The organism is Campylobacter sp. IFREMER_LSEM_CL1846 (genome assembly GCF_025772105.1).
Classification (GTDB): domain Bacteria; phylum Campylobacterota; class Campylobacteria; order Campylobacterales; family Campylobacteraceae; genus Campylobacter_D; species Campylobacter_D lari_D.
In genome coordinates this window covers 104,991-130,443 of the sequence record NZ_JAKMRM010000001.1, presented here as the reverse complement: position 1 = coordinate 130,443, position 25,453 = coordinate 104,991, and the positions used below count along the sequence as shown (strand labels likewise).

Annotated in this window: 28 protein-coding genes; 5 read left to right on the top strand and 23 right to left on the bottom strand. The window is 27.6% G+C overall.

From position 1 onward, the window contains the following. Positions 1–35: 35 nt before the first annotated feature. On the top strand, positions 36–671 hold the full coding sequence (locus L8W40_RS00680; protein WP_263659084.1) for a MarC family protein: 636 nt from the start codon (positions 36–38) through the stop codon (positions 669–671). Here L8W40_RS00680 and L8W40_RS00675 read toward each other — a convergent pair. The 5 genes from L8W40_RS00675 to fliW form a co-directional block, all read right to left on the bottom strand. Further along, positions 664–978: a hypothetical protein gene (locus tag L8W40_RS00675; protein WP_263660089.1), complete on the bottom strand. Its 315-nt coding sequence runs from the start codon at positions 976–978 to the stop codon at positions 664–666. The genes L8W40_RS00680 and L8W40_RS00675 overlap by 8 nt on opposite strands. Before the next feature lie 98 nt (positions 979–1,076). Next, positions 1,077–1,805: a prepilin-type N-terminal cleavage/methylation domain-containing protein gene (locus tag L8W40_RS00670; RefSeq protein ID WP_263664416.1), complete on the bottom strand. Its 729-nt coding sequence runs from the start codon at positions 1,803–1,805 to the stop codon at positions 1,077–1,079. Next, on the bottom strand, positions 1,789–2,085 hold the full coding sequence (locus L8W40_RS00665) for a hypothetical protein (RefSeq protein WP_263664415.1): 297 nt from the start codon (positions 2,083–2,085) through the stop codon (positions 1,789–1,791). Before L8W40_RS00665 ends, L8W40_RS00670 begins: the two co-directional genes overlap by 17 nt. Continuing rightward, positions 2,082–2,810 (bottom strand): pyrroline-5-carboxylate reductase, encoded by a 729-nt coding sequence (locus tag L8W40_RS00660; RefSeq protein WP_263659080.1) that lies wholly within the window; start codon positions 2,808–2,810, stop codon positions 2,082–2,084. Before L8W40_RS00660 ends, L8W40_RS00665 begins: the two co-directional genes overlap by 4 nt. Then, positions 2,810–3,205 (bottom strand): flagellar assembly protein FliW, encoded by a 396-nt coding sequence (gene fliW / locus L8W40_RS00655; protein ID WP_012661666.1) that lies wholly within the window; start codon positions 3,203–3,205, stop codon positions 2,810–2,812. The genes L8W40_RS00660 and fliW overlap by 1 nt, the downstream gene beginning before the upstream one ends. A 176-nt stretch (positions 3,206–3,381) precedes the next feature. Here fliW and bamD point away from each other — a divergent pair, with 176 nt between their 5' ends. Both bamD and lon read left to right on the top strand, forming a co-directional pair. After that, positions 3,382–4,038 (top strand): outer membrane protein assembly factor BamD, encoded by a 657-nt coding sequence (gene bamD / locus L8W40_RS00650; protein ID WP_133318782.1) that lies wholly within the window; start codon positions 3,382–3,384, stop codon positions 4,036–4,038. Next, on the top strand, positions 4,038–6,416 hold the full coding sequence (gene lon, locus L8W40_RS00645) for an endopeptidase La (protein ID WP_263664414.1): 2,379 nt from the start codon (positions 4,038–4,040) through the stop codon (positions 6,414–6,416). The genes bamD and lon overlap by 1 nt, the downstream gene beginning before the upstream one ends. A 10-nt stretch (positions 6,417–6,426) precedes the next feature. Here the strand turns inward: lon and L8W40_RS08085 are convergent, their stop codons facing one another. The 11 genes from L8W40_RS08085 to L8W40_RS00590 all read right to left on the bottom strand — a co-directional run bounded on the left by L8W40_RS08085 (position 6,427) and on the right by L8W40_RS00590 (position 17,647). After that, the gene (locus L8W40_RS08085) at positions 6,427–7,161 is read right to left on the bottom strand and encodes a methyl-accepting chemotaxis protein (RefSeq protein WP_412174898.1); all 735 of its coding nucleotides are present in this window, start codon (positions 7,159–7,161) and stop codon (positions 6,427–6,429) included. Between the two features lie 652 nt (positions 7,162–7,813). After that, positions 7,814–8,305 carry a PAS domain-containing protein gene (locus tag L8W40_RS00635; RefSeq protein WP_263659078.1) on the bottom strand — a complete coding sequence of 164 codons (492 nt, stop codon included), beginning with the start codon at positions 8,303–8,305 and terminating at the stop codon, positions 7,814–7,816. Positions 8,306–8,390: 85 nt separating this feature from the next. After that, positions 8,391–8,882 carry a PAS domain-containing protein gene (locus tag L8W40_RS00630; RefSeq protein WP_133318778.1) on the bottom strand — a complete coding sequence of 164 codons (492 nt, stop codon included), beginning with the start codon at positions 8,880–8,882 and terminating at the stop codon, positions 8,391–8,393. A gap of 43 nt (positions 8,883–8,925) precedes the next feature. Then, complete coding sequence (gene ilvA / locus L8W40_RS00625) at positions 8,926–10,137, bottom strand: threonine ammonia-lyase (protein WP_263662534.1); 1,212 nt, start codon at positions 10,135–10,137, stop codon at positions 8,926–8,928. Then, positions 10,130–10,501: a CoA-binding protein gene (locus L8W40_RS00620; RefSeq protein WP_257928492.1), complete on the bottom strand. Its 372-nt coding sequence runs from the start codon at positions 10,499–10,501 to the stop codon at positions 10,130–10,132. The genes ilvA and L8W40_RS00620 overlap by 8 nt, the downstream gene beginning before the upstream one ends. A gap of 75 nt (positions 10,502–10,576) precedes the next feature. Beyond that, positions 10,577–11,749: an MFS transporter gene (locus tag L8W40_RS00615; RefSeq protein ID WP_263664413.1), complete on the bottom strand. Its 1,173-nt coding sequence runs from the start codon at positions 11,747–11,749 to the stop codon at positions 10,577–10,579. A gap of 13 nt (positions 11,750–11,762) precedes the next feature. Then, positions 11,763–12,086 (bottom strand): MarR family winged helix-turn-helix transcriptional regulator, encoded by a 324-nt coding sequence (locus tag L8W40_RS00610; RefSeq protein ID WP_133318774.1) that lies wholly within the window; start codon positions 12,084–12,086, stop codon positions 11,763–11,765. Between the two features lie 803 nt (positions 12,087–12,889). Further along, entirely contained in the window at positions 12,890–13,927 is a 1,038-nt protein-coding gene (gene trmA / locus L8W40_RS00605) for a tRNA (uridine(54)-C5)-methyltransferase TrmA (RefSeq protein WP_263659076.1), read from the bottom strand. Next, positions 13,928–15,640, bottom strand: coding sequence for a Na+/H+ antiporter NhaC family protein (locus L8W40_RS00600; RefSeq protein ID WP_263664412.1), 1,713 nt, complete (start codon positions 15,638–15,640; stop codon positions 13,928–13,930). Between the two features lie 16 nt (positions 15,641–15,656). Continuing rightward, a complete protein-coding gene (locus L8W40_RS00595) occupies positions 15,657–16,403 on the bottom strand; it encodes an SDR family NAD(P)-dependent oxidoreductase (RefSeq protein ID WP_263659074.1) in 747 nt (248 codons plus the stop codon). Then, positions 16,400–17,647, bottom strand: a complete 1,248-nt coding sequence (locus L8W40_RS00590; RefSeq protein ID WP_133318769.1) for an ankyrin repeat domain-containing protein — start codon at positions 17,645–17,647, stop codon at positions 16,400–16,402. The genes L8W40_RS00595 and L8W40_RS00590 overlap by 4 nt, the downstream gene beginning before the upstream one ends. A 108-nt stretch (positions 17,648–17,755) precedes the next feature. Between L8W40_RS00590 and L8W40_RS00585 the strand changes: the two genes are divergently transcribed. Continuing rightward, the gene (locus L8W40_RS00585; RefSeq protein WP_220567261.1) at positions 17,756–18,208 is read left to right on the top strand and encodes a methylated-DNA--[protein]-cysteine S-methyltransferase; all 453 of its coding nucleotides are present in this window, start codon (positions 17,756–17,758) and stop codon (positions 18,206–18,208) included. A gap of 1 nt (position 18,209) precedes the next feature. Then, positions 18,210–19,088 (top strand): EamA family transporter, encoded by an 879-nt coding sequence (locus tag L8W40_RS00580; RefSeq protein WP_263664411.1) that lies wholly within the window; start codon positions 18,210–18,212, stop codon positions 19,086–19,088. Here the strand turns inward: L8W40_RS00580 and truA are convergent. Genes truA through glmU form a run of 7 tightly spaced genes read right to left on the bottom strand, consistent with a single transcriptional unit; the run spans position 19,042 to position 25,283 of the window. Further along, a complete protein-coding gene (gene truA, locus L8W40_RS00575) occupies positions 19,042–19,776 on the bottom strand; it encodes a tRNA pseudouridine(38-40) synthase TruA (protein WP_263664410.1) in 735 nt (244 codons plus the stop codon). The genes L8W40_RS00580 and truA overlap by 47 nt on opposite strands. Further along, positions 19,776–20,801 (bottom strand): LptF/LptG family permease, encoded by a 1,026-nt coding sequence (locus L8W40_RS00570; protein ID WP_214100351.1) that lies wholly within the window; start codon positions 20,799–20,801, stop codon positions 19,776–19,778. Before L8W40_RS00570 ends, truA begins: the two co-directional genes overlap by 1 nt. Continuing rightward, complete coding sequence (locus L8W40_RS00565) at positions 20,798–21,547, bottom strand: prepilin peptidase (protein ID WP_263664409.1); 750 nt, start codon at positions 21,545–21,547, stop codon at positions 20,798–20,800. Before L8W40_RS00565 ends, L8W40_RS00570 begins: the two co-directional genes overlap by 4 nt. Beyond that, positions 21,544–22,212, bottom strand: a complete 669-nt coding sequence (gene uppS, locus L8W40_RS00560; protein ID WP_263664408.1) for a polyprenyl diphosphate synthase — start codon at positions 22,210–22,212, stop codon at positions 21,544–21,546. Before uppS ends, L8W40_RS00565 begins: the two co-directional genes overlap by 4 nt. Position 22,213: 1 nt before the next feature. After that, entirely contained in the window at positions 22,214–22,834 is a 621-nt protein-coding gene (locus tag L8W40_RS00555) for a hypothetical protein (RefSeq protein ID WP_263664407.1), read from the bottom strand. Then, positions 22,831–23,994, bottom strand: a complete 1,164-nt coding sequence (gene coaBC / locus L8W40_RS00550) for a bifunctional phosphopantothenoylcysteine decarboxylase/phosphopantothenate--cysteine ligase CoaBC (protein ID WP_263664406.1) — start codon at positions 23,992–23,994, stop codon at positions 22,831–22,833. The genes L8W40_RS00555 and coaBC overlap by 4 nt, the downstream gene beginning before the upstream one ends. Then, on the bottom strand, positions 23,991–25,283 hold the full coding sequence (gene glmU / locus L8W40_RS00545; protein WP_214118230.1) for a bifunctional UDP-N-acetylglucosamine diphosphorylase/glucosamine-1-phosphate N-acetyltransferase GlmU: 1,293 nt from the start codon (positions 25,281–25,283) through the stop codon (positions 23,991–23,993). Before glmU ends, coaBC begins: the two co-directional genes overlap by 4 nt. Positions 25,284–25,453: the final 170 nt, after the last annotated feature.

The following is a 25,453-nucleotide window of genomic DNA, read 5'->3' as shown; positions in this document are numbered from 1 at the left end:
AGCTTTTTAAGCTTGGGAAAATAAAAGGTTGTTTTATGTTTTCAGATATAGAATCTGAAATTTATGTTATTTTACTTGCATCCGTTGCTATTATAGCAGTTTTAAATCCTTTTGGAAATCTTCCACAATTTATTGCAATGACTGAAGGTCTAGATGCTGATATAAGAAAAAAACTTTTTAGAAATATCATTTACACTGCATTTTGTATTGTTTTAGTTTTTTTACTTTCTGGACCATTTATCATGAAATATTTATTTAAAATAGATATTAATGATTTACGAGTTGCAGGTGGTTTGATTTTAATCATTATGAGTACAAAAAATCTACTTTTCACCCCATCAAGCACTCAATTTCAACACTATCAAGGATTAAGCCACAAAGAATTATTAAAAAAAAGTATAGTGCCAATGGCATTTCCTATGCTTGTAGGACCTGGAACACTTTCTACCATAGTAGTTATTTCAGAAGATCAAAATTTAGCTATAGCCATAGCTTCTGTATTACTTACTTTTGCTTTTATTTTTGCTTTATTTCACTTTTCAGCTACTATTGAAAAAGTTATCGGTAAGCTTGTGCTTTATGTTTTTTCACGCATTGCTTTAGTTTTTATTATGGCTATGGGAGTAAAAATGATAGCTATTGGAATTCAAACTTACATTCAATCTACCTAGGATAAATAAAAAAACTTTTTTGTAAAAACACTTCTTCATTTACTGCTTTATTAGTATTTAACAACACACTAATATTTACCACTATAATACTTTTTGCATGAATATACTTTGCAATTAATTTATTATTTTTACATTCACCCAAAGGATAAGCATAATCAATTCGTATTTTTGTATTATTATATTCAAAATTATATTCACTTAAACATTCTTTACCCTCCAAATAGGCTTGATATAAAAAATATTTAGCAAACTCTTTTGCATCATGAAGTAAAATATTTCCTTGGGTATAAAGCGTTAAATCTTTCATAATTCTTGGTGGATATGAAGAAATTTTTATTATAAACGCCATAATAAAAGAAATAAATAAAATAAAAAATATTGTATATATCATTGCAAATGATTTTTTCACAAAAGCATCCATTTATCTAAACATCTATTTTGAGTATTACTGCAAATTGTAATTTTTAATAACTCACCATCATGCTTGAAAATAAGTTTTGAAATATTTTGAGCTAATAAAAATACTTGTTTGTTGTGATTTAAATCATCAATTTGCATATAAATATTTTTATTTTTCAAATACACCTTAATATAAGCATATAAAATAGTATAAAATCCGCTAAAACTCTCATCAAAAAAATTGATTTTTTCTCTATCATCAACTAATATTTTATAGATTTTTGAATTTTTTATATCATAAATATACATATAATCACTAGTGTATATTTTCAACTTCTTCATACTATGCATATCTTTATAATTGCTCAAAATTCCTTCAGAAATTCCATTTTCTATAAAATGCAAATTACTTTTTGGGCTAAAAAAACTTCCATTATTTTCTAAAATAATACCACTGAAGTTTAATTTTTTTAATGACAAATCATAAAAAATATCATCATTTGCACTCATATAACACTCAAAAGAATTACTTGTAAATATTGCATTCAAGCAAGAATTATAAATTTTCTCCATGCTAAGTAAAGCTTGATTTAAATCAAAAAATATTTCACTAGATTTTTTAACATTAAAACTATAATTATAAATATACATAGCTGGATTAATTAAAATAGTAATCAAAATACCCAAAATAACAAGGCTTAACGCAAGTTCCAATAAACTAAAAGCCTTTTTCATCCACAAAAGCTTCTTTATAGGATAAATCTTTTATTTTTAAAGATTTGAGTTTAAATTCATCACTAGTGTATTCTAAAAAGTTGTAAGTATTTATATTTATCTCTTTTGCTTTATATGAAGGAATTTTCTTTAGCAATTCTTTTTCTTCATTAAAAAGGGTTTGATTTTGCCATATAACATTTAAAGATTTATTTGCAAATACAAGATAATAAGATCCAAAAATAAAAGATAAAATTACAATACAAAAAGCAAGCTCTAGGAGACTAAAAGCTTGCTTCATTTATTTAAACTTGCATTAAAAGCTTCAAAAAAGGCACCGCGTAAAGCTCTTTTTTCCAAAGCTTCAATTCCTTTTATAGTTACCCCTGCTGGAGAACAAATTTTTTCTTTAATAATAGCAGGATGAGCATGATTAAACAAAGCACTAAAGCTTTCAAAACTTGCGCGAGTAAGCTCATAACTAAGCTCATTTTTTAAACCATTTTTCACACCTGCATTAGCTAAACTTTCTGCTACCAAAGCTAAAAATGCAGGAGCACAACCACTCAAAACCATAGCTATATCAAATTCTTTTTCATTTTGCAAACTTATGGCTTTACCAAAAGTATTTAACAAAGATAAAATTTCATCTTTAAATAAATCTTTTTCCATTAAATAAGCAGTTGTAGAAGCTTTAAATTCGGCTGCTGTATTTGGCATAATTTTCACATAATTTTGTGCATCAATACAATGAAGCCGCTCAAAAGTAGTGTTTGCTAAAACCGAAATAAGCCATCTTGCCTTGCCTTTTAATTTAACAGCTACTTCCTCTAACGCATAAGGTTTAAAAGCCAAAATAATATTTTTATTATCCATATCAAACTCATCATATGATAATACTTTTAAATTTAAACCACTGGCTTTTTTTAAATCCCTAGCAACAATAACTACTTTATAAGTATCCTCTAAACCTTTAGCTATAGCACTTGCCATAGCACCATTTCCTAAAATATAAATTTCAGACATTATTTTGTTTGTTTAATAAAAGCTGAAATCTTTTCAGACTGAAAATAATTAGGATATTTGCTTGTATCTAAAATCACTTGCACTAAAGAGTTATTATCATAATTCATCACAACAGGTGCTAAAAAATTTACCGTAGATTCTTCTAATGGCTCATTAATAGCCACTATAACAAACACACCAAAATTAGTTTGCTCATTTAAAGCTAATAATTCTTGATAATAATCAGGCACTTCAAAATCATAATCAGGACGGATCATATAAGGATCAATCATCACAAAAGAAAAATCTTTACCATCAAGGCTTTTAAGTCTATAAAAAACCTCGTCTATTTTATAAAAATTCATATTTTTGGTATCTTCAAAACCTAAAATAGGACATTTAACTTCTAAGTTCATCTTGCCTCCTAAAATCTATTAACTAAGAAATTACAACTCATTAAGCAATTTTAGTTCCAATTTTAAAAATTACACTAATTAAGAGTTTTTGACTATAATTTTAGTTTTAAAAATTAACAATTTCATAAACATAAAAACATTATAATTACAATTATTAAATTTATTAAGGTAACACAATGAAAAAACTTTTTATTTTTTCACTTATTATTGCAGGTTTATTTTTAGGAGCATGTAGCTCGAAAAAAGCTGAAGATTTATATAATCTAAGTTCTATGGAATGGTATCAACAAATTATAAAAGATTTACAAGAAAAAAATCTTGAAGCAGCTGATAAACACTATACCTCAATGGCAGGTGAGCATATTGCTGATCCATTATTAGAACAAACTTTACTTATATTAGCTCAAGCTCATATTAGTGAAGAAGAATATGAAATGGCAAATTTTTATCTTGATGAATATTTAAATAAATTTGGTGATTCTAAAAATGTAGCTTATATAAGATATTTAAAAATCAAAGCTAAATTTGACTCTTTTGCTGTTCCAAATCGTAACCAAGCCTTAATGCTAAAAACAATAGAAGAAATCAAAGAATACAATCAAAACTATCCCAATGTACAATATAATGATTTAATCGATACTATGCTAACTAAATTTAATCTTGCAGTTTTTTACCTTGATACAAGTATAGCAGAGTTATATCAGAAAAAAAACAGAGAGCAAAGCTATGAGATTTATAAGCAAAAAATCGAAAATTCCGATTTTAATAAAATCGATATGATTAAACCAGAACTTCCATGGTATAGAAAAATATTTGAAGAAGGTATAATGTAATGAAATTAGAAAATACTCAAAACTATCCAACAAAACTTCCCATTCTTGTAGAAGATGAGCTTTTTTTATACCCTTTTATGATAACACCTATTTTTTTAAATGATATGCAAAATATTAAAGCCTTAGATACCGCTTTACAAAATGAAAGTATGATTTTTGTGGCACCATCAAAAATTGAAGGTGGGCGTGGCTTTGATGATATATATGATTGTGGTGTCATTGGGAGTATTATGAGAAAAGTTCCACTGCCTGATGGTAGGATTAAAATTTTATTCCAAGGATATGCAAAAGCCAAGATTGTTGAGAGAATTTCGGATGATCCTTTATATGCTTTAGTTGATTTAATTCATCAAGAGCCAATTTGTAATACAAAAAAAGAAGCTATTATAGAAGTAGTTAGAGAAAAAGCCAAAGCTTTATCGACTGTGAGTCATTATTTTCCACCTGATCTTTTAAGAACTATAGAAGAAGATGTCGAGCCTAGCAGAATTTGTGATCTAATATTAAATTCTATTAAAATCAAAAAACAACAAGCTTATGAATTTTTTATCGAAACTAATTTAGAAACTAAGCTTTTAAATTTAATTGATTATTTAGCTAAAGAAATTGAAGCAAATAAAATCCAAAAAGAAATCAAAAATAAAGTTCACTCTAAAATTGACAAGGTTAATAAAGAATACTTTTTAAAAGAACAACTCAAACAAATTCAAAGAGAGCTTGGAAGCGATATACAAAAAGAAAGCGAAGTAGAGGAATATAATAAAAAATTAGAAAAGAAAAAAGCTTTTATGTATGAAGAGACTTATAAAGAAATCAAAAAGCAAATTCAAAAATATGAAAGAATTCATCAAGATAATTCAGAAGCTTCTATGGTGCAAACTTACATAGAAACGGTTTTAGATATACCTTTTGAGCACTCCTCAAAGAAAAAACTAAATTTAAAAGATGTATCTTTACAACTCAATAGTGATCACTATGCCCTAGAAAAACCAAAAGAGCGTATTGAAGAATACTTTGCAGTTAAAGAACTTTTAGAAAAACGCAAGATTAAAGATAGAGATGGTGCAAAAGTCATCTTGTGCTTAGTTGGCCCTCCTGGTGTTGGCAAGACTTCTTTAGCAAATTCAGTCGCAAAGGCATTAAAAAGAGAGTTAGTGCGCATAGCTTTAGGTGGTTTAGAAGATGTTAATGAACTAAGAGGACATAGAAGAACCTATATAGGAGCTATGCCAGGACGCATTATACAAGGACTTATAGAAGCAAAACAAAGCAACCCAGTAGTTGTGCTTGATGAGATTGATAAACTAAGTCGCAATCATAGAGGAGATCCAAGTGCAGTTTTACTTGAAATCTTAGATCCTGAACAAAATACTAAATTTAGAGATTATTATCTAAATTTCAACATCGATTTAAGCAAAATCATTTTCATAGCTACTGCAAATGATGCAAGTTTAATTCCACCTGCTCTAAAAGATAGAATGGAATTTATAGAACTTAGCTCTTACACTCCTCAAGAGAAATTCCAAATAGCCAAAAACTATCTCATACCTGATGAAATAAAAAAACATGGATTAAAAAAAGAAGAAATAAGCTTTAGTGATGATGCTATAGAATTAATAGTGAATGAATATACTAGAGAATCAGGTGTAAGAAATTTAAGAAGAAAAATTGCTGAAATTTGTAGAAAATGTGTTAAAAAACTTCTTTTAGAAAAAGATATTAAAAATATTGAAATTAATGATAAAAATTTAAAAGATTTTTTAAGTAAAAAAGTCTTTGAAATAGAAAAGCACGAAAAAGAAAATAAAATCGGACAGGTAAATGGACTTGCTTGGACTGCAGTAGGTGGAGATGTATTGAAAATCGAAGCCATTAAAATCAAAGGCAAGGGTGATCTAACTTTAACAGGGAGCTTAGGTGATGTAATGAAAGAATCAGCAAAAATTGCTCAAAGTCTTGTTAAGAATTTAATCGATGATGAACAAATTAAAGTCTCAAAGAAACTTTTCTACAAAGAAGATGAAAACATATACAATCAATACAATCTTCACATTCATGTACCAGATGGAGCCACTCCAAAAGACGGACCAAGTGCAGGCATAACTATTACCACAGCCATTGCTTCTATTTTTAGCGACAAGAAAGTAAAATCAAATGTTGCAATGACTGGAGAAATTGATCTAATGGGCAATGTTCTACCAATAGGTGGTTTAAAAGAAAAACTTATTGCTGCTTATAAAGCTGATATTAAAACAGCCATTATCCCACATAAAAACTATGAAAGAGATTTAAAAGATATTCCTGAAGAAGTAGTAAAAAATATGAAAATTATTGGGGTGAAAAATTTACAAGAAGTTTTAAAAATAGCTCTTATCTAAATTAGAAGCTTTAAGCTTCTAATTTATTCATAACTACTCTACTTTCATTTTCAAGTTCTCTTATATCATTAATAATAGAGTCATAATCTTCTTTTGATATATTGTCCTTTTTAGCTATTTTTATAGCTTTACTTGCCGCGCTTTGTATTTTCTCACTCTTAATCTCCATTTCATTTTGAGAAATTAAAGGACAGAAAATACTTTTTGCATCTTCATCTTTACATAAAGTTGAAATAGGATCTAGATTTTGAAGATTTTCTTGAGAACCATTTAGAGTTAAATAAACATCAGATTTATATAATATATGATCTATTTTCATTGCAGAAAGAGTTAAATCAGAAGCAAAATTAACAAATTCTTTTCCTAAATGAGAGCTTTTATCCTCTAATTCTTTAAATGCCTCACTAAAATCAGCAACTTTACTATCAGAAGAATTTGCAATATCAAATACTTTTTCGCTATTTTCTTGTATAGAAGCAATTTCTTGATTCATTACTTGAATTGCTAAAGTAATTTCACCTGTTGCTTTTTGTGTTTTTTCAGCAAGTTGTCTTACTTCATCTGCAACTACCGCAAAACCTCTACCATGCTCTCCTGCACGAGCTGCTTCAATAGCTGCATTTAATGCAAGTAGGTTAGTTTGATCTGCAATATCCCTAATTACCTCAACAATTGCATTGATACTCTGAGCATTAGATGCAAAAGTATTTACAGCATTTTTACTTTCATCGGCCACTTGCATCATTGATGAAATTGAATCCTGTAAATTACCTACTTCTAAACCATTTTTTTGTGCTGTATTTGAGATTATTCTAATATCACCAAAAACTTCTCTCATAAGTTTGATGATTTTATTTAATGCAGAAGACAAATCATTTAAATTTTTATTTTGACTATTTAAACTCAAGTCCATAAGTTCTCTTGATAAAGCATTTTTAAAAACAGATTTTCCTGTTTTTTCTATATCATCTAAAGCTTTATTAATAAAGTTAATATTATGAACAAAAATACCTTTTAAACCTTCAGGGATAGCTCTTCTAAAATATTCACCTTTTTGAGAACAAGCAATTGAAGTATTTATCTCTCTTAAATAAGCTTCTAAACCATCTATTGTATTATTAAGATTATCAGCAATTTCTTTTAATTTTTTATTAGCACATTTAATATATACAATTCTTGAATCAAAATTACCATTTTTTAACTCTCTACTAAGATGTAAAATCTTATCGCTAAATTGTTCTTCTTTTTTTAAAATAAACAATCCATATATAAATAAACAAAACAAAACTAAAAAGAAACCTAAGGAAATAAACTCTGTATAAAACAAAGAATTAATACAGGCTACTATGCTTAAAACTATACCAAGAAACAAAATATTTTTCATAAGAAATCCTTTTTTATTTTTGAATTTTCATCATTAGTTCATTATAGGTCACCCCATAAGATTTTACTATTGCTTTTAACTCTTCTATTCCAGATTTAATACCACCATCTTTTTCTTTCAACAAAAGAACTTTATAAATTTCTTCTATTGTTTTGATAGCTTCCATATTTGGTTTTCTTCTAACTGAATAATAATTTAAAATGTTTCCATTTTCATCACATGAAGCAGTTACATTAGCAAAAACCCAATAATAATCATTATATTTTGTTTTATTTTTTACAAAAGCAAAAACTTCTTTTTTAAGCTGAATGTTATCCCATAAATATTTAAAAACCGTTCTTGGCATATCAGGATGACGCATGATACTGTGAGGTTTGTATAAAATTTCCTCAATTTTATAATCAGAATATCTCAAAAAATCCTCATTTGCATAAATAATCTCACCTTTTAAATTAGTTTTTGATGTTATTAAAACATCCGAGGTTAGAATTTTTTCTGAAGACATAACACAATCTCCTTAGTTTAAAATTAAAATGGGAGTAATTATATCTCAATATAAAATAATAATTTATAAACAAAATTTATCAAATTCATCTTTGAAGCTCTAAAATTAATTGATTATAACTCATACCATAAGAATTAACTATCTTAACAAGTTCATCCACTCCGGCTTTTATACCATCTTTTTCTTCTATTTCTAAAAGAATTTTATAAACTTGCTCTATGGTTGATATTGCCTCTCTTTTAGGTTTTCTTCTAACTGAATAATAATTTATAATATTTCCTTGTTCATCAAAAGAAGCTGTAACATTAGTAAAAACCCAATAATAATCATTTTGTTTGGTTTTATTTTTAACAAAAGCAAAAATTTCTTTTCCATCTTGTATATAATCCCATAAACATTTAAAAACAGTTTTTGGCATATCAGGATGACGCACAATATTATGAGGTTTATATAAAATTTCCTCCATTTTATAACCCGCATATTTTAAAAAATCATCATTAGCATAAATAATATCCCCTTTTAAATCTGTCTTAGAGGTTATTAATGTATCTGGTTCTAAAATTTTTTCTTGCGACATTTTTTTCCTTATAATTTATTTACAAAATATTATATTTCATTTATCATAAAATTTCATTGAAATTAAAACCTTTGTCATAAAGTATCTTTCTGACTAATTCTTGATGTTCTTTTCCTTTTGTTTCCAAAGTAATTGAAATCATCGCATCACCATACTCTAGCTTAGTGGAAAATCTATCATAATCAATTTTAACTATATTAGCTTGAGCTTCTTTTATAGCATCACTCAAAGTACTCAAAGCTCCTGGTTTATCAACCAAAGTAACATTGATAAGCATTTTTCTAAAAGCTTTAAACAAACCTTTTTCTATGATAATATTTAACATTTGTACATCAATATTTCCACCGCTTAAAATCACGCCTATTTTTTTATGATTTTTTAAATCTATTTTTTTATGTAAAAGTGCAGCAACTGCTGATGCTCCAGCACCTTCAACTGTGATTTTGTGTTTTTCAAGTAAATACAACACCGCATTAGCTATTTCTTCATCATCAACTTGAATAAAATCATTAACACATTCAAGAATAATATCAAAATTAATTTTATTTACATCACGCACCGCAATACCATCAGCTATGGTTCTCACAGCCTTTGAATTGATTATTTTTTTACTTTTAAAACTCTCATACATAGCAGGAGCTCCTTTAGCACTTACTCCAATAACTTTTATATTAGGATTAATCTGCTTAGCAGCACTCGCCACTCCACTAATCAAACCTCCACCACCAACTGGAGCTAAAATCATATCTAAATCACTTATTTCATCAAGCATTTCAAGCATTAAAGTACCCTGCCCTGCTATAATACTTTCATTTTCAAAAGGATGAATAAAATTTAAATGATGTTCTTTAGCATAATTTAACGCATAAGCATAAGCCTCATCAAAATTATCTCCTTTTAAAATCACTTTTGCACCTAAATTTTTAGTTGCACTTACTTTTAGCAAAGGTGTAGCTTCAGGCATAACAATCACAGCTTCTATCCCAAATTTTTTAGCACTAATTGCAACTCCTTGTGCATGATTTCCAGCGCTTGCAGCTATTACACCTGCTTGCTTTTGTTCTTTACTTAAATTAGCAATAGCATTATAAGCACCTCTGATTTTATAAGCACCTGTTTTTTGTAAATTTTCACATTTTAGAAAAACATCAGTATCTAAAAACTCACTTAAAAAAGAAGAGTGCACCAAAGGGGTTTTTAATACAAAATCTGCAATTTTTTGCTTTGCTTGATAAATTTTATTTAACTCAATCATGATTTACCTTTTTATCTAATTCTATTTTAATACAACGATCTTGAACGCAATTTATACCAAATTTTTTACATTTTTGCATTATTTCATCGTTAATAATACCAAGTTGCATCCAAAAATTTTTAACATTTTTAGCTAAAAGATCTTCAAAAATTTCATTTGCGTAACTTGCTTTTCTAAACATTACAACCGTATCAATTTCAAAAGGAATTTCCCTTAAATTTCTATAAACTTTCTCGTTTAAAATAAAATCTTCTTTGGGATAGATAGGATAAATTGTATAAGATAAATCTTGTAAATATTTACTTACAAAATACGAAGGTTTTTCTTGATTAGGACTAAGTCCTATAATGGCGATATTTTTCATAGAACTTAGTATTTTATGAGTATCACACAATGCTTTTTCCTTACTTTTAAAAAAAGCATTGTATCTAAAATAAAATTAACAAAAAGTTTTTTTAACTATTAATAAATAATATAAAACAAGAGCAAACAAAACAAGTACAGCACAAAGTGCATAGACATTAGCAAAACCTATACTTGGTTCAACAATACCCAACAGATAAGGACTAACTCCTATGCCAAAATCCAAAGATAGAAAAAAAGTAGAATTAGCTAACCCCATTTTTTCTTTAGGAGCTAGTTTGATAGCCAAAGCTTGTGCGCTTGAAGTAGCATTTGCATAACCTAGTGCACAAAATATACCGGCGATAATAATCATATAAAAATTTTTTGCAAACGCAAGTAAAAGTAAACACAATATAAAACTAAATAATGAAAAAATTATTACAATATTAGCTCCATGTTTATCAAATACTTTTCCAGCAAGAGGTCTAAAAACTATAGAAAATCCAGCATATATTACAAAAAACATAGATCCAGCAAAGCTTAAATTTAAACTTTGAGTATAAGCACTCATATAAGCTATAATAGCTCCAAAAGGACATGCGATCAAAAAAGTAATCAAAGCCAAATTTAAAACTGATTTTTCAAAATAATTATAAATACTAAATTTTCTTTTTACATGATAATGTTTTTTAAATCTTCTTACTTTTAAAAAAATTGATAAAACTAATGCAAAGATAATACTCACACTTACAATTAAAAAGCTTAGTTGAAATAAGTTGATAGAGTCAAGTTTTATGGCCAAAAAAGGCCCTAAAGCTGAAGTTAAAACAACACTCGTAGCATAATACCCTATACCAATTCCTCTTTTATTACTAGGTATTATTCTAGCAATAGCTGCCCCACAAGCACAAGAACAAATTCCATAGCAAACTCCAGCTAAAAAGCGTATCAATACCAAAAAATACACATTATAAAATTTCAAATACATTAAATTAATAAAAAGATAAAATAAAAGTGAAAATATAATCACTTTTTTTATATTAATACCATCAATAATAGAACCAAAATAAAGTCTAGAAAGCAAAGCGCCTATAACAAAAGCACCCATTATAAGTCCTGCGGTGCTAGTTTGAAGATTTAAAACACCCAAAACATAATCTGTACTAGAAATAGTACTCATATAAAAAACAAGACAAATAACAAAATTTATCCCAAAAATACAGAAAAAATTTATATTAAATAAATTATATTTCTTACTAAGACCCATGAAAAAACCTTTCTTAAATTTTTTCATTGATATAATCAAGTAATTTTAAAAGCACTTCTTGATCTTGTTCATCTAATATATCTAAGATTTCTTTTTCATATTTTCTTATACAAACATTTGCATCAAAAAAAATTTCTTTACCCTTGGCACTTAAAGTAATGATCTTTTCTCTTTTATCATCAGCTTTTAAAAACTCTATATATTCAAGTTTTGCTAGTTTGGAAACAACTCTAGAAAGTATAGCTTTATCCATTTGATAAAATTCACATATTGGAGCTAAAGTGCTATTTTGATGATGGCTTAAATAAACAAAAACTCTCCAATCACTTGATTTCAATCCAAATGGCTTTAAAATTTCATTGACTTTATAGAGTATTTTTCTATTTGTATAAGTAATTTTTTGAAAAAATATGAGAAATCCTTTGTAAAAATTAATTGATTAAATCAACTATTTTAATAGTAACAAAGATTACATAAATTCTAACTTATATAAGTTTTTTCCTTAAATACATTCTGCATTTAAGATAAAAAATATCAAAAAATTAAAGCTTGTAACTTTGTTATAATATTTTAAATTTACAAATATTTGTAGTATTGACAAACTCAAATTAGCTTAGATTAAACTATGACTTTAGAGACTTTATTTATACTAATAAAACTTGCATTATTATTTTATAATGCTTAACATAATTGAACATAAGTCAATAAATTTTACCACTAAGTATTATAAAATATTAAAAATTATCACAATAAAGGTTGTAATCATGATCGATATTTATCCTTATATACTAATAATACATTTATTTTGTGCTATATTTTTTATAGGATTTTTATTTACCGATGTATTCTTATTAAGAAAATTAAATTTGGATATAAAAAATACAATTAAAATAATGCCACCTATTGTATTGATTTTATTTCTTAGCGGTTTATATTTAGCTCATTTTCACTTAAATTTATTAAATTGGATATTTATTTGCAAAATATTCTTTGCTTTTTGTATTTTTATATTAATACTATTTTCTCTTTTTTATAAAATAATCTTAAAAAAACAAAATCCTTTTCATGCATATATTCATCCTATTGTATTTATTTTTACTATAATTATTGTAATATGTGCAAAATTAATGTTTTATATTGTTATTTGATTTTCAAATAAACACCACATTCAAGATGATTTGTGTTTGCAAATTGATCAAAAAATGCAAATTTGGATATTTTATGAGTTTTGCATAATTTCTCAAGGTTTTCTTTTAAAGTGATAGGATTGCACGATATATAAATGATATTTTCATAATTTTTAATAAGTTCAATCACACTTAAATCAAGTCCTGCTCTTGGAGGATCAACTAAGACATGAGATATTTTAAAACCATCTAAATCTATGTCTTTTAAGCGATTAAATTCCCTTTCTTTTTTCAATGCTTGACTTAACTCTTCACTAGAAAGCCTTGTAAAAGTTATATTTTCAATAGAATTTAAAACGCAATTTTTTAAAGCAAACTCAATATTTTTCTTAGAAATTTCAGTTGCTAAAACTTTTTTAAAATTTCTTGCTAAAGCTATAGTAAAATTTCCATAACCACAATAAAGCTCTAATAAATCTTGCTTAAAATCACTCTCTACACAAGATACAACCCATTCGATCATCTTTTCATTAATAAAAGTATTGGGTTGGATAAAACAATCATTATTAAACTCATATGAAAATTCATTTGTATTGATGTTTAAAATTTGTCTTAAATTTTCTCCATTAAATACAAGTTTTTTACCCCTACTTCTTGCTATGAGCTTGAGATTTAATTTTTCTGCTAATTCTTGTAAATCTTGTGTGATTAGCTCTATATTTTTATGGAAAAGTAAAGTTATACTTAAATCTAATTTTGTAGCTAAAAACTCTACTCCAAAAAGCTTTTCTTTTAAATTTTCATTTAGATTATTTAATAAAATAGGCATATATTTTTGAATTTTTTCATCTGCTATATCAAAATTTTCAATAGGAATTTTTTTCTTATTTTCAAACATTGCATAAGAAATTTTCCCATTTTCATGATGATATATAGAAAATTCCGCCCTAGTTCTATAAGCTTTTAAAGGTGATTTAAAGCACTGAATTTCTCCATCATATAAAGAAGAAAACAATGCTTTGTTTAAAGCAATTTTTTCTTCAAAATACATTTACGCATCTACCTTTTTGCCAACCACAAAAAGTAAAGCTATCATAGCTAAGATTCCAAAAACAAGTCCTAACCATACATTAAGTCCTAATGCTACCGGTAAATAACCACAAAGTATACTAATAGCACAAACACTCAAAGCATAAGGCATTTGTGTACTAACATGAGCTAAAAGATCACACTTACTTCCCATAGATGAAAGTATAGTTGTATCAGAAATTGGTGAGCAATGATCTCCAAAAATAGCTCCTGTTAAAACCCCTGAAATATTAATAATCATATATTGGTGCAACTCTGCTCCGCTTAATTCATTATGAACCCCAACAGCCATAGCTAAAGGAATAGCCAAAGGCATTAAAATACCCATAGTTCCATAACTAGTTCCCGTTGAAAAAGAAATAATAGAAGCAAAAATAAAAATTGCTGTAGGAAGCAAATAAAGAGGTGTTTTATCTGAAAATAAGTCAATTAAATATTTAGAAGTTCCCAAATCTTTAATCACAGAAGCTAATGACCATGCACAAAGTAAAATAATCACAGTCATAATCATAGTTCTCCAGCCATGAGTCCAAACCGCAATAGCTTCTTTTAAAGTAAATATTTTTCTATACATTCCCAAAATAATAGCTACTATAGTAGCTAAAAGTGCTGCTTGAAATAATACAACTGAAGCATCAGCTGCGCCAAAAGTCTCTCTAAAAGCAAATAAACTAAGCGGTGCTGCATCAATTTGTGCTTTAACACTCACATCATCTAAGGCATTATAACCACTAAAATAAAAACCTATAAATGAAAACACAATCAAGATAGCTAAAGGTATAATAGCATTAGAAGCTTGCAATTTTACATGCTCTTTTGGCTCTAAGACCTTATCTTCTATATTATCAATTTGTTCATGACCATGAGAAAATTTACCCGCTCTAGCTCTAAGCTCAGCTTTTAACATAGGTCCAAATTCCCTACCTGTATAAATAGTCAAAACAACAAAAATCAACATAAAAAGATTATAAAATCTATAAGGTAAGGTTTGTACAAAGATTTCAAAAGCGTTAATTTCTTCTTTTACTACACCTAAATGTGCAAAAGTTGCATTATCAATTAGATCATATCCGCTGCGAATTAAAGAAATTTCAAGTCCTATCCAAGTAGAAATGATAGCAAGACCGGTAATTGGTGCTGCAGTTGCATCCATTATAAAAGCAAGCTTTTCACAGCTTACTCTAAATTTATCTGTTACCGGACGCATGATAGGACCTACGATTAATGAATTGGCATAATCATCAAAGAAAATAAAAATTCCCATGCACCAAGTAGCAAATTGTGAGCTTTTTGCTTGTTTAGCTTTAGTAGAAAGCCAAATAGCTACTGCTTTTGTCCCCCCTGTTTTGGTAATAAGAGCTACAACACCACCTATAGTTAAAACTTGCAATAAAATTCCTGCATTACCCGGACTTGCCATGGCATTTACCACTTTGGAAATAAAGCCTGTAAAAGAAGCAATGATAGCATGGTAAATACTATTTTCAATAAGTCCTAACATAAAAGTACCACTTAATGCACCAATAAATAACGAAAGTACTACATCTTTAGTAACAAAAGCTAAAATAATAGCTATCACCGGTGGTAAAAGCGTCCAAGCTCCAAAAAGTTCTGCATTTGCTTGTGTATCAGCAAATAACAACAAAGGAGCTAATAATAAATAAAAAATTTTCATAATTATCCTTAAGTTTTTATATTTTTTCGCTAAAAGTTCCCGCCCATGTTTGAGTCACAGGCATAAGCTCTATTTCATTAATATTAATATGCTCAGGTAAGCTAATGATAAAAGTAATAATTTTTGCTATATCTTCAGCTTTGATATATTTAGTATTTTCATAAACCTCATCAGCTTTTTTAATATCACCTTTAAATCTCACTTCACTAAATTCAGTTTTACAAAGCCCTGGAGCAATATTTGTTACTTTTATATTGCTTCCGCGCAAATCCGTTCTTAAAGCTTTAGAAAATTGTGCCACAAAAGCTTTCGTACCACAATAAACATTACCTCCATAATAAGGTACATTAGCTGCAATTGAGCCAAGATTAATTATGTGGGCATTTTTTACTTTTCTAAGTAAAGGTAAAGCAGCTCTTGCTACATATAAAAAGCCTTTGATATTAGTATCTACCATGGCTTCAATATCTTCAATATCCAAAGAATCAAATTCATTTAAACCTAAAGCAAGACCTGCGTTGTTAATAAGCAAAGAAATATTGCCAAAATCTTGAGGTAAATTTTCAATTGATGCAAAAACTGCTTGTTTATCTCTAACATCAAGTTCTATGGGATAAATTTTATCCCCATAAAGCTCTTGTAGTTTTTCTAATCTATCTTTGCGTCTTGCTATAGCTATAACTTTATAATCAAGTTCTATTAAAGCTTTTAAACTCTCTAGTCCAAAACCTGAACTTACTCCAGTTATTAAAGCAGTTTTCATGGTTGTGTCTCTTCATATAGCATCAAATTCTCATTTTCCTTTAAACCAAGTTTTTTTAGATATTTAATATTTTGTTCTTTTTTTGCAATTATGGCAAAATCAAGAGCGTTAAATCCCAAATCATCAATTTCTTTATAATTTGCTTTGTAATCTATAAGCAACTTAAGCATTTTTACATCTGCATAGTTTGCTCCATGCATAAAAATATTTTTAGAAGTATGCTCAAGTGCACATAAAGTAATGAAATATGGCGTATTACTTCCCATACTAGCAATAGAAAGTTTTTCATTATCGTTAATGTATTTTTGATTTACATTAGCTCCATTTTCTAACAAAACTTTTGCAACCTTATAATTGTTGTATTCAACTGCATAAAACAAAGGTGTTTTTCCAAAAGAATTTCTATAATCAATAATAGCCCCATTTTCTAATAAAAGCTTGACATTATCTGCACTATCTAATGCAAAAAACAAAGCAGACTCATAACCTTCATTTATTTTTACACCTAATTTTATAAACTCACTTATAATTTGACTTTCTCTATTGTTTAACAAAGCAGATTTAAAACCATTATTTAATTCTAAATTGCTAATTTTTTTAGAATAAATATATTCTTTTATTTGTTCTAAAGAGTTGTTTTTATTAGCCACAAATTTTTCAAAGTCCGAAATATCTTTAAAGATTTTAGTCTCGCCAACTGCCCAATTTAAAAATTCATTCAAAGCATTACTAGCAAAGTAAATAGCACTTGCTTTATCTAGATTAAATTCGTTTTGAAAATATTTTGTTAAAGGATTAATCGCATTATTATACTCTTTCCAAAATTCCTTAAAGAGCTTAAAATTTCCTATACTTTGATAAGCCCAAAATCTAAAATAAGCTTTTAATTTTGCAAATTTTTCTTCAAGTATTATAGGATCTTGTAAAGTTTTTTGATAAACTTGCGGATCAAGCGCAATTTCTAATAATTTAAAATCAAATTTTCTCAAATCGCTAAAATATTCCCCTCCCATACAGGCACTATTACTTCCTCTAATTTCATTAGCAAGCTCATATAATCTTTTTGTAATTTGATTATTTTTTAAAGAAAAATCGCAATTTAAATCTACTTGAGCAAAATCTTGAGAAACTTGTGGTTTAAACTCTTTAAAAAAATCCATCTTATTTTCTTTGACATACCCGCAAGTGTAATCTAAAGCTAATGCATTTAAACTTATAATCAAACTAAATAATAAAATCCTCAAATATTTTCCTTTGATATAAATTAAATCACTATTTTAACTAAATTTTTGCTTTAATAACAATTAATTAATTTAAAATTCATACAATGATTATTTTAAAATGAGGAAAAAATGTATCAAAGTTTTTACAAAGCTAGTTTTGCTTATATTCTTTTGCAGAGTAATGAAAATAAACTTATCAATGTTGATTTTATAACATATAAGCCCAATTTTAGCAAAGATAAACACATTATTTTAGAACAAGCCTTAGAAGAACTAGACCTTTATTTTAATAAAAAACTTTTTTTCTTTAATACACCCCTAGCTCTTCAGGGGAGCGAATTTGAGCAAAAAGTATATAAAGCTTTAATTAAAATTCCCTATGGACAAACTAAAACATATCAAGAAATTGCTTCTTTTATCAATCATCCAAAAGCTTTTAGAGCGGTAGGTAATGCAAATTCTAAAAACAAACTTGCAATTTTTATACCTTGTCATAGAGTGGTAGCTAAAAATCACTTAGGCGGATACAATGGTGGTTTATTTATCAAAGAAGCTTTACTTAAATTAGAAGGTGTGCTTTAAAATGCCAAGTTTATTACTAGCAAGTTTTATTTGGGCTTTTTCTTTTCCATTAATTGGGCATTTTATAACCTTAGAAATGGATAGTTTTTTTGCTGCATTTGCAAAAGTTTTTTTGTCTTTATTAGTATTTTTACCTTTTTTAAATTTTAAGCTGAATTTGCATTTAAAACTAAAACTCATAAGCATTGGAGCTTTACAACTTGGTGTGATGAATTTATTTTATTATCATTCTTTTTTATATTTAAGTGTAAGCGAAGTGGCACTTTTTACGATTTTTACACCTTTTTATGTTGTACTTTTTTATGGGCTTTTTTCAAAAAATCTTAGATATTTATATTTTATAAGTATTTTTATATGTATTGTAGGTGCTTTTGTAGTTAAATTTGATAATATTAACTCTAATTTTTTATATGGCTTTTTACTTATTCAAGGAGCTAATTTAGTATTTGGCGCTGGACAAAGTTTTTATAAAATTTTATTAGAAAAAAATACAAATTTAAATCAAAAAGAAGCTTTCGCTTATTTTTATTTAGGCGCAACCAGTATAACCTTACCTGCTTTTTTATTTTTTGGAGATTATAATAATTTACCATCCAATTTAAGTTCTTGGATAGCTTTGATTTATCTTGGGACTATTGCTTCAGGATTTGGATATTTTTTATGGAACAAAGGCTCCACTGAAGTAGATAGCGGGGTTTTAGCTTTGATGAATAATGCCATTATACCTATAAGTATTTTTATCAATATGAGTATTTTTGGAGTAGATGTAGAGCTACTACCTTTTTGCATAGGGACCTTGATCATTCTTTTTTCATTTTTTATACATAGAAAAATCATGCATTATTATAATAAGAAATCTTACTCAAATACAAACCACTAGCAGGAGCTAAAAATCTACAATGAGCTTTTTTGGCATTGATTTGATCTAAAAGCTCATTTTTGCTCATTTTTCCTTCTAATACTTTTAAAATACTTGCCATCATCATTCTAATTTGAGATCTTAAAAAACCATTTGCTTCAAAATAAAACACAGTGTAATTTTTATAAGCATAAACTCTAGTTTTATACATTTTTCTTATACTTGTTTTATTATCAGAGCCTTCTTTTTGAAAGAGTTTAAAATCATGCTCTCCTTCAAATAAAAAAGCAATTTCCTTGGCTAATTTAATATTTATTTTTGGATAAAAATGCACATATGAGGCTAAAAAAGGATTATATTTTTCATGACTTATAATATAGCGATATGCTCTTTTTTGCACATCAAAACGCACTTGGAAATTTTCTTGCATTCTTTGGATATGCTTTATATGTATAAATGGGTGTGCAAAATGATTGATTTTATTTTTTAAATATACAAAATCTTTAAAATGTTCTCCTGCTTTTACACAAGCAACTGCATTAAATGCATGCACACCTTTATCAGTTCTTGAAGCAAATAAAGGTTTTTCATAAATACCCAAATGCGACAAGGCCTGCGCTAAGGTATCTTGGACACTAAGCTTATGTGGTTGGGTGGCTGAACCTTGAAATTTAGAACCATCATAAGAAAAAGTTAATTTTAAAAGCATTAATACTTACTTGCAATTTTTGCTTTAAAATAAAACAAAGAAGTAATTAAAAAGCTTGAAAAAATCACAGCGATAGCTACAAAAGGAGGATTATAAAAACTAATCAAAAGCGTAAAATAGGCAAAAATAATCACAAAAATTCCAAAATAAGCAAAACCTTTTTCATAACGATAAGTTACTATACCAAAAGAGAGTGCAAAAAGCACACTAGCTAAAGGAAATAAAGCTATAAGAATATAAATAACAAATTCTTTTGCTTTTTCTTTATTGCTTGTTACATCAGACCAATACCCATAAAAACTTTGAGTATTTAATTCTTTAGAAGAAAGTTTGCTTTTAATTAATAAATTTTTAAAACTAGAAATATGCCAATCTTCTTCTTTAATCTCATAAGCTTTTCCTTCATCTAGCTTAAAAGTAATAACCCCATCATTTGTTTCTAACTTTCCTTCTTTAGCTAAAATCACTTGTTCTTTATCTTGTGGGTTTTTCTTTGGATGATACATTATGATATTTTTATAAGTTTCATCAGAATTTTTGGCATCGATAAAAACAAGCCATTCTCCATATCTTTGTCCAAATTCCCCTGTTTTTATACTTACTTTAGCACTAATTTTTTTATAATCTACAAAATTATCAAAAAGTTCAAAAGATATAGGTATAAAAACCAAGACCACCACAAGCATAAAAGCACTTACTAAAGCTGCAATTTTTGCAAAAAAACTTGCTATCATGCTTGGAGCTATACTCAAAGCAAACAACACTGTGCTTTCATTTTCTCTAGAAAGCCTATAAAAGGCCAAAGTCAAAGCTATGAAAAAAGATATGGGTAGAGTAAAAATTAATATCTTTGGTAAAAGAAAAATATATAATTTGATTAATTCAAAAAAAGTAATTTCAATATAAGCAGTAATTTTAGCAAGTTGTATAAAAAAAATAATCGAAACAATAATAAATAAAGTAAAAAATAAAGATAACATTGTACTTAAAAACTGATTAAGCAAATACTTATAAACTAGTTTCATAATATACTTTCTACACTTAGATTAATCAAAATTCCACAAAATAAAAAAGGAATCATAGGCATTTGATAATCTTTCTTGGCTATTTTTATAAACATCAAAAGACTTAAAAAACTTGCAATAAATAAAATCAAAAAGCCTTTTTCATAGCCAAAAATTCCAAAAATCAAAGCTATTATTATAACATCACCTTCCCCTAAACTTTCTAAAATTTCATCTCTTTTTTTAAAATTTTTAATAAAATTAATCACACTTTTTAGTATAAAAATTAACCCCGCTCCAAAACACACTCTAAATAAAAAGCTATCTTGAAAATCCTCTAAATTTAAACCATTTTGCAAAAAATCAAAACAAAAAGCTAAAATAAATAAAATCCAAAGCCATAGCTCACTCACTGCTTTTAGATAATAATCCATCCAAGAAAGTGCTAATAATACAGCTAGCATACAAGCAAAAATTAAAATTTGAAAAACATCTTCGATTAAATAAAAAGCAAAGACAAACAAACACGCACAAATAAATTCATTAAAAGGATAAATCAAAGAAATTTTTTCTTTACAAAAAGCACATTTGCCTTTTAAAAATACAAAAGATAACAAAGGAAAAAGATGATAAAATTTCAAAGTTTTAAAACACTTAGGGCATTTTGATCTTGGGCTTATTATGCTTTCTTTATTAATCGTTCTTAAAATCAAAACATTGACAAAAGAACCCACACAAAGCCCTAGTAATAAAAATAAAAATATCATTTACCAAAGGTTCTTTTGCGTTTTTTAAACTCAGTAATGATATTTGTGATTTCTTTTTTAGTAAGTGCAGGAAATAAGGTTTGACTAAAATAAATTTCTGCATAACTTGATTGCCATAATAAAAAATTTGAAATTCTTTTAGCGCTCCCTACCCTTAAAAACAAATCCACATCTTCACTTAAGTCAAGATTTGCTTGTATATTTGCTTCATTAATTTCAAGATTTTTTTCAATCACCTTTTTAACCGCTCTAACTATTTCATCCTTGCTTCCATAAGAAATAGCTAAATTTACACATAATCTTGTGTGGTTTTTAGTTTGTTCTTGAAAATTTTGTATTTTTTTCAAGGTTAATTCATCTAAAAGACTTAAATTTCCTATAGCTTTAAAACGCACTTCATTAGCTATAAATTTATTTAAAGATTCATCAAGATATTTATTTAATAGTTTAAAAAGAAACTCCACTTCTTCTTTTGGTCTTTGCCAATTTTCTGTACTAAAAGCATAAAGGGTTAGATTTTGAATTTTTTCATCTATACATACTTCTATAATTTTTTCAACAACTTTAGCACCTTGACTATAGCCAATTTTTTCTAAAAGTTCATTTTTTCTAGCCCATCTTCTATTGCCATCCATTACTACAGCAAGATGCTTTAACTCATTCATTCTATCCCTTTATATCCATCAATCTTTTAAAAACAAACATAGGATTGAGCGTATTAACTACTTCAAATTTAAAATACTCGTTTAAAAAATGTGCTACTTTGGCAAAAGGTGTTTGTATGCGTGTGATTTTACCATTATCAATTATAATTTTTAAAGCACCAAAAATTTCAAAATACAAATACACCTCTAAAATATTTCCATTTTTCTTAGCTTCAAATAAAGCTCTATTTCCCTCATAAACAAAAGGTATATGATAAATTCCTTCAAAAAACGCAAAAAACATTTCCTTATAAATTTCAAACTCATATGCGCTTTTGCTTTCCATAAGTCTTTGGATAATGAATTTTTTATACCAAGCTTTTTCATCACCTTCTTGTAAAAGCTTTTCTATAAGTTCAGTCCCTTCTTCAAAAAGTCTAATTTTAGGCTTTTTCAAAAGATTTTTAAAAGAAATCACGCCTTTATCTTCATAAACTTCAGCTAAATACTCCTCCCCTACTTCAAGCTCTATCAAACTTTTTGTTTCAAGCTTTTTAGTGTTTAAAAGCAATACATAGCGATTATATGCGCGTTTTTCTAAAATTTGCATTCTTACAGGTAAGGTTGAGTTGATGATATTCACCAAAGTTTCCTTAATTCTTGTGCTAAAATAAAACCAAGTTTTTCTTTGCTTTGTTTGGAACTTTGAGAGATGCTATTTTTAGTGATAAAACAAATGCTATTTTCATCACTTCCAAAGTTCATTTGCTCATTTAAGACATTTAAACACACCATATCTAAATTTTTACTAACTAAAGATTTTTTAGCATTTTCTAAAGCATTTTGCTCATCAAATTCCATTTTAAAGCCTATTTTTTTGCCTTTAAAATCTAAATTTTTTAAGATATCCTCATTAAGCTTTAATTTTAAATCAAGTCCGTTTAAATGCTCATTTTTCTTAATCTTACCCTTATAAGCCTCAAGAGTAAAATCACTCACAGCAGCAGCCATAATTAAAGCATCAAAATCTTTGTATTTTTGCAATTTTTCTTTTAGTTTTAAAGAAGATTCAAATTTTTCTAATTTATAAGGTGTTTTAAACTCTACTGAGCTAACTAACACTACTTTAGCACCTAAAAAATACAAGGCATCAGCAACCGCCTTTGCCATTTTTCCACTTGAAAAATTACTAATACATCTTACATCATCAATTTTTTCTTTAGTGCCACCACCACTTACAATAAAACTTTTATCTTTAAAAAAATCTTCTTGCATTAGACTTCTTTTTAAAGCATTTATAATACTATCAAGCTCAGCCAAAGCTCCTAATCCTTCATCTTTACAAGCTAGAGTTTTAACTATAGGATCAATGATAATACAACCTTGCTCTTTTAAATTTTTTAAAGAATTTTGAGTGCTAAAATGTAAATACATGTTTGTATTTGCAGCGGGTGCGATTAAAAATGGTTTATTTTTATCTACTGCTATTAAAGTTTGAATAAATAAATTATCTGCTATACCATAGTTTAATTTATTAATAGAATTTATACTAGCAGGCGCAAAAAGTACACAATCGCAAGTCTTGCTAAAAGCTATATGATTATTAGTATTTTGCCAACTTTCATTATCTTCACATAAAACTTCATCCGCTAAAGCTTCAAAGCTAAGCTTAGTGCCAAATTTTAAAACTCCCAAACTTAGTAAAACTTTAACCCTAAAACCTTCTTTTTTTAATAAAGAAATAAGCTCATAAGCTTTATAAAAGGCTATGCTTCCACTTACTGCTAGTAAGATTGTTTTCATTTTTTACCTAGTTTTTTATAGTAAAAATCTTCTATAATTTGCGTCTTTGCTCTATTAATATACAAAGAGCCTTTTTCTACATCCTTACACACAGTGCTTCCTGCTGCGATGATTACCTCATCTTTTATCTCAACCGGAGCGATAAATTGCGTATCTGAACCCACAAAAACATTTTTACCTATTTTGGTCTTATGCTTTTTAACCCCATCATAATTACAAGTGATAGTACCACAACCTATATTAGTTCCCTCATCTATCTCACAATCCCCTAAATAACTCAAATGCCCTGCTTTAACTCCATTCAATAAAGCATTTTTACATTCTACGAAATTTCCTATATGGGTATTTTTAAGCTGGCATTTTGGACGCAAATGCGCTAAAGGCCCTACATCGCTATTTTCTACTATACTATCTTCAATCACACTTGAACTTTTGATGATAGAATTAATGATTTTTGATTTTCCCTCTATACGCACATTTTCATACACTTCACACTCGCCTACAAACTCAACTTCATCTGAAATAAAAGTCGTCGCAGGCATATGAAAAATCACTCCTTGCTTCATCCATTCTTTTTTAATCGCTTCTTGCATAAGATCTTGAGCTAAGCAAAGCTCAATTTTATCATTTACCCCCATAAAATCTTGCTCATTTACAAACACTGCATCGATTTCATAGCCCTTTTCTTTTGCTAAATAAACCGCATCGGTTAAATAATATTCTTTGGCTTTATTATCATTTTTTATCAAAGGCAATACTTCTTTTAAAATTTGTGCTTTTATAGCATAAACACCGCTATTGCAAATGTTTATAGCAAGTTCTTCTTTGCTTGCATCTTTTGTTTCTACTATTTTTTGAATTTTATTTTCTTTTAATACTATTCTTCCATAACTTTTTGGATCTTTTGCCTCAAAAACTGCCACATTAAAATCACTCTCATTTAAAGCTATTTTTTCTAAATCATCTGCTTTAACTAAAGGCATATCACCACATAAAATCAATACTTTTTCATGCTTACTCTCATAACCCCTTAAAGCCCCTGCAGTACCTGGAAAATTTTGTAAGTCTTGTTCTAAAAAACGTGTATTTGGAAAATGCTCTAAAACAACTTGTTCAACCTTTTCTTTTTGATGAGAAAGCACCACACATACATCATCACTAATTTTATATGCTTGTTTTAAAATATGTAAAATCATTGCTTTTGAGCAAATTTTTTGAAGTACTTTTGGATTTTGTGATTTCATACGCGTGCCAAGTCCAGCAGCCAAAATAAGCACAGAAATTTTCATAATTTACCTTTGTTTTAAAAATTATTGCTTATTTTAACAAGCTAAAGTAAAAATTCTTACTAGTTGTTATTTGTTTTTTACAGATTTTCATTTACTTTAAACTTAAATTTATGGGGGAGGGTATAATGCTTTTTTCAATTTAAATTTACTTCCAAAAAATGAATTTTTTG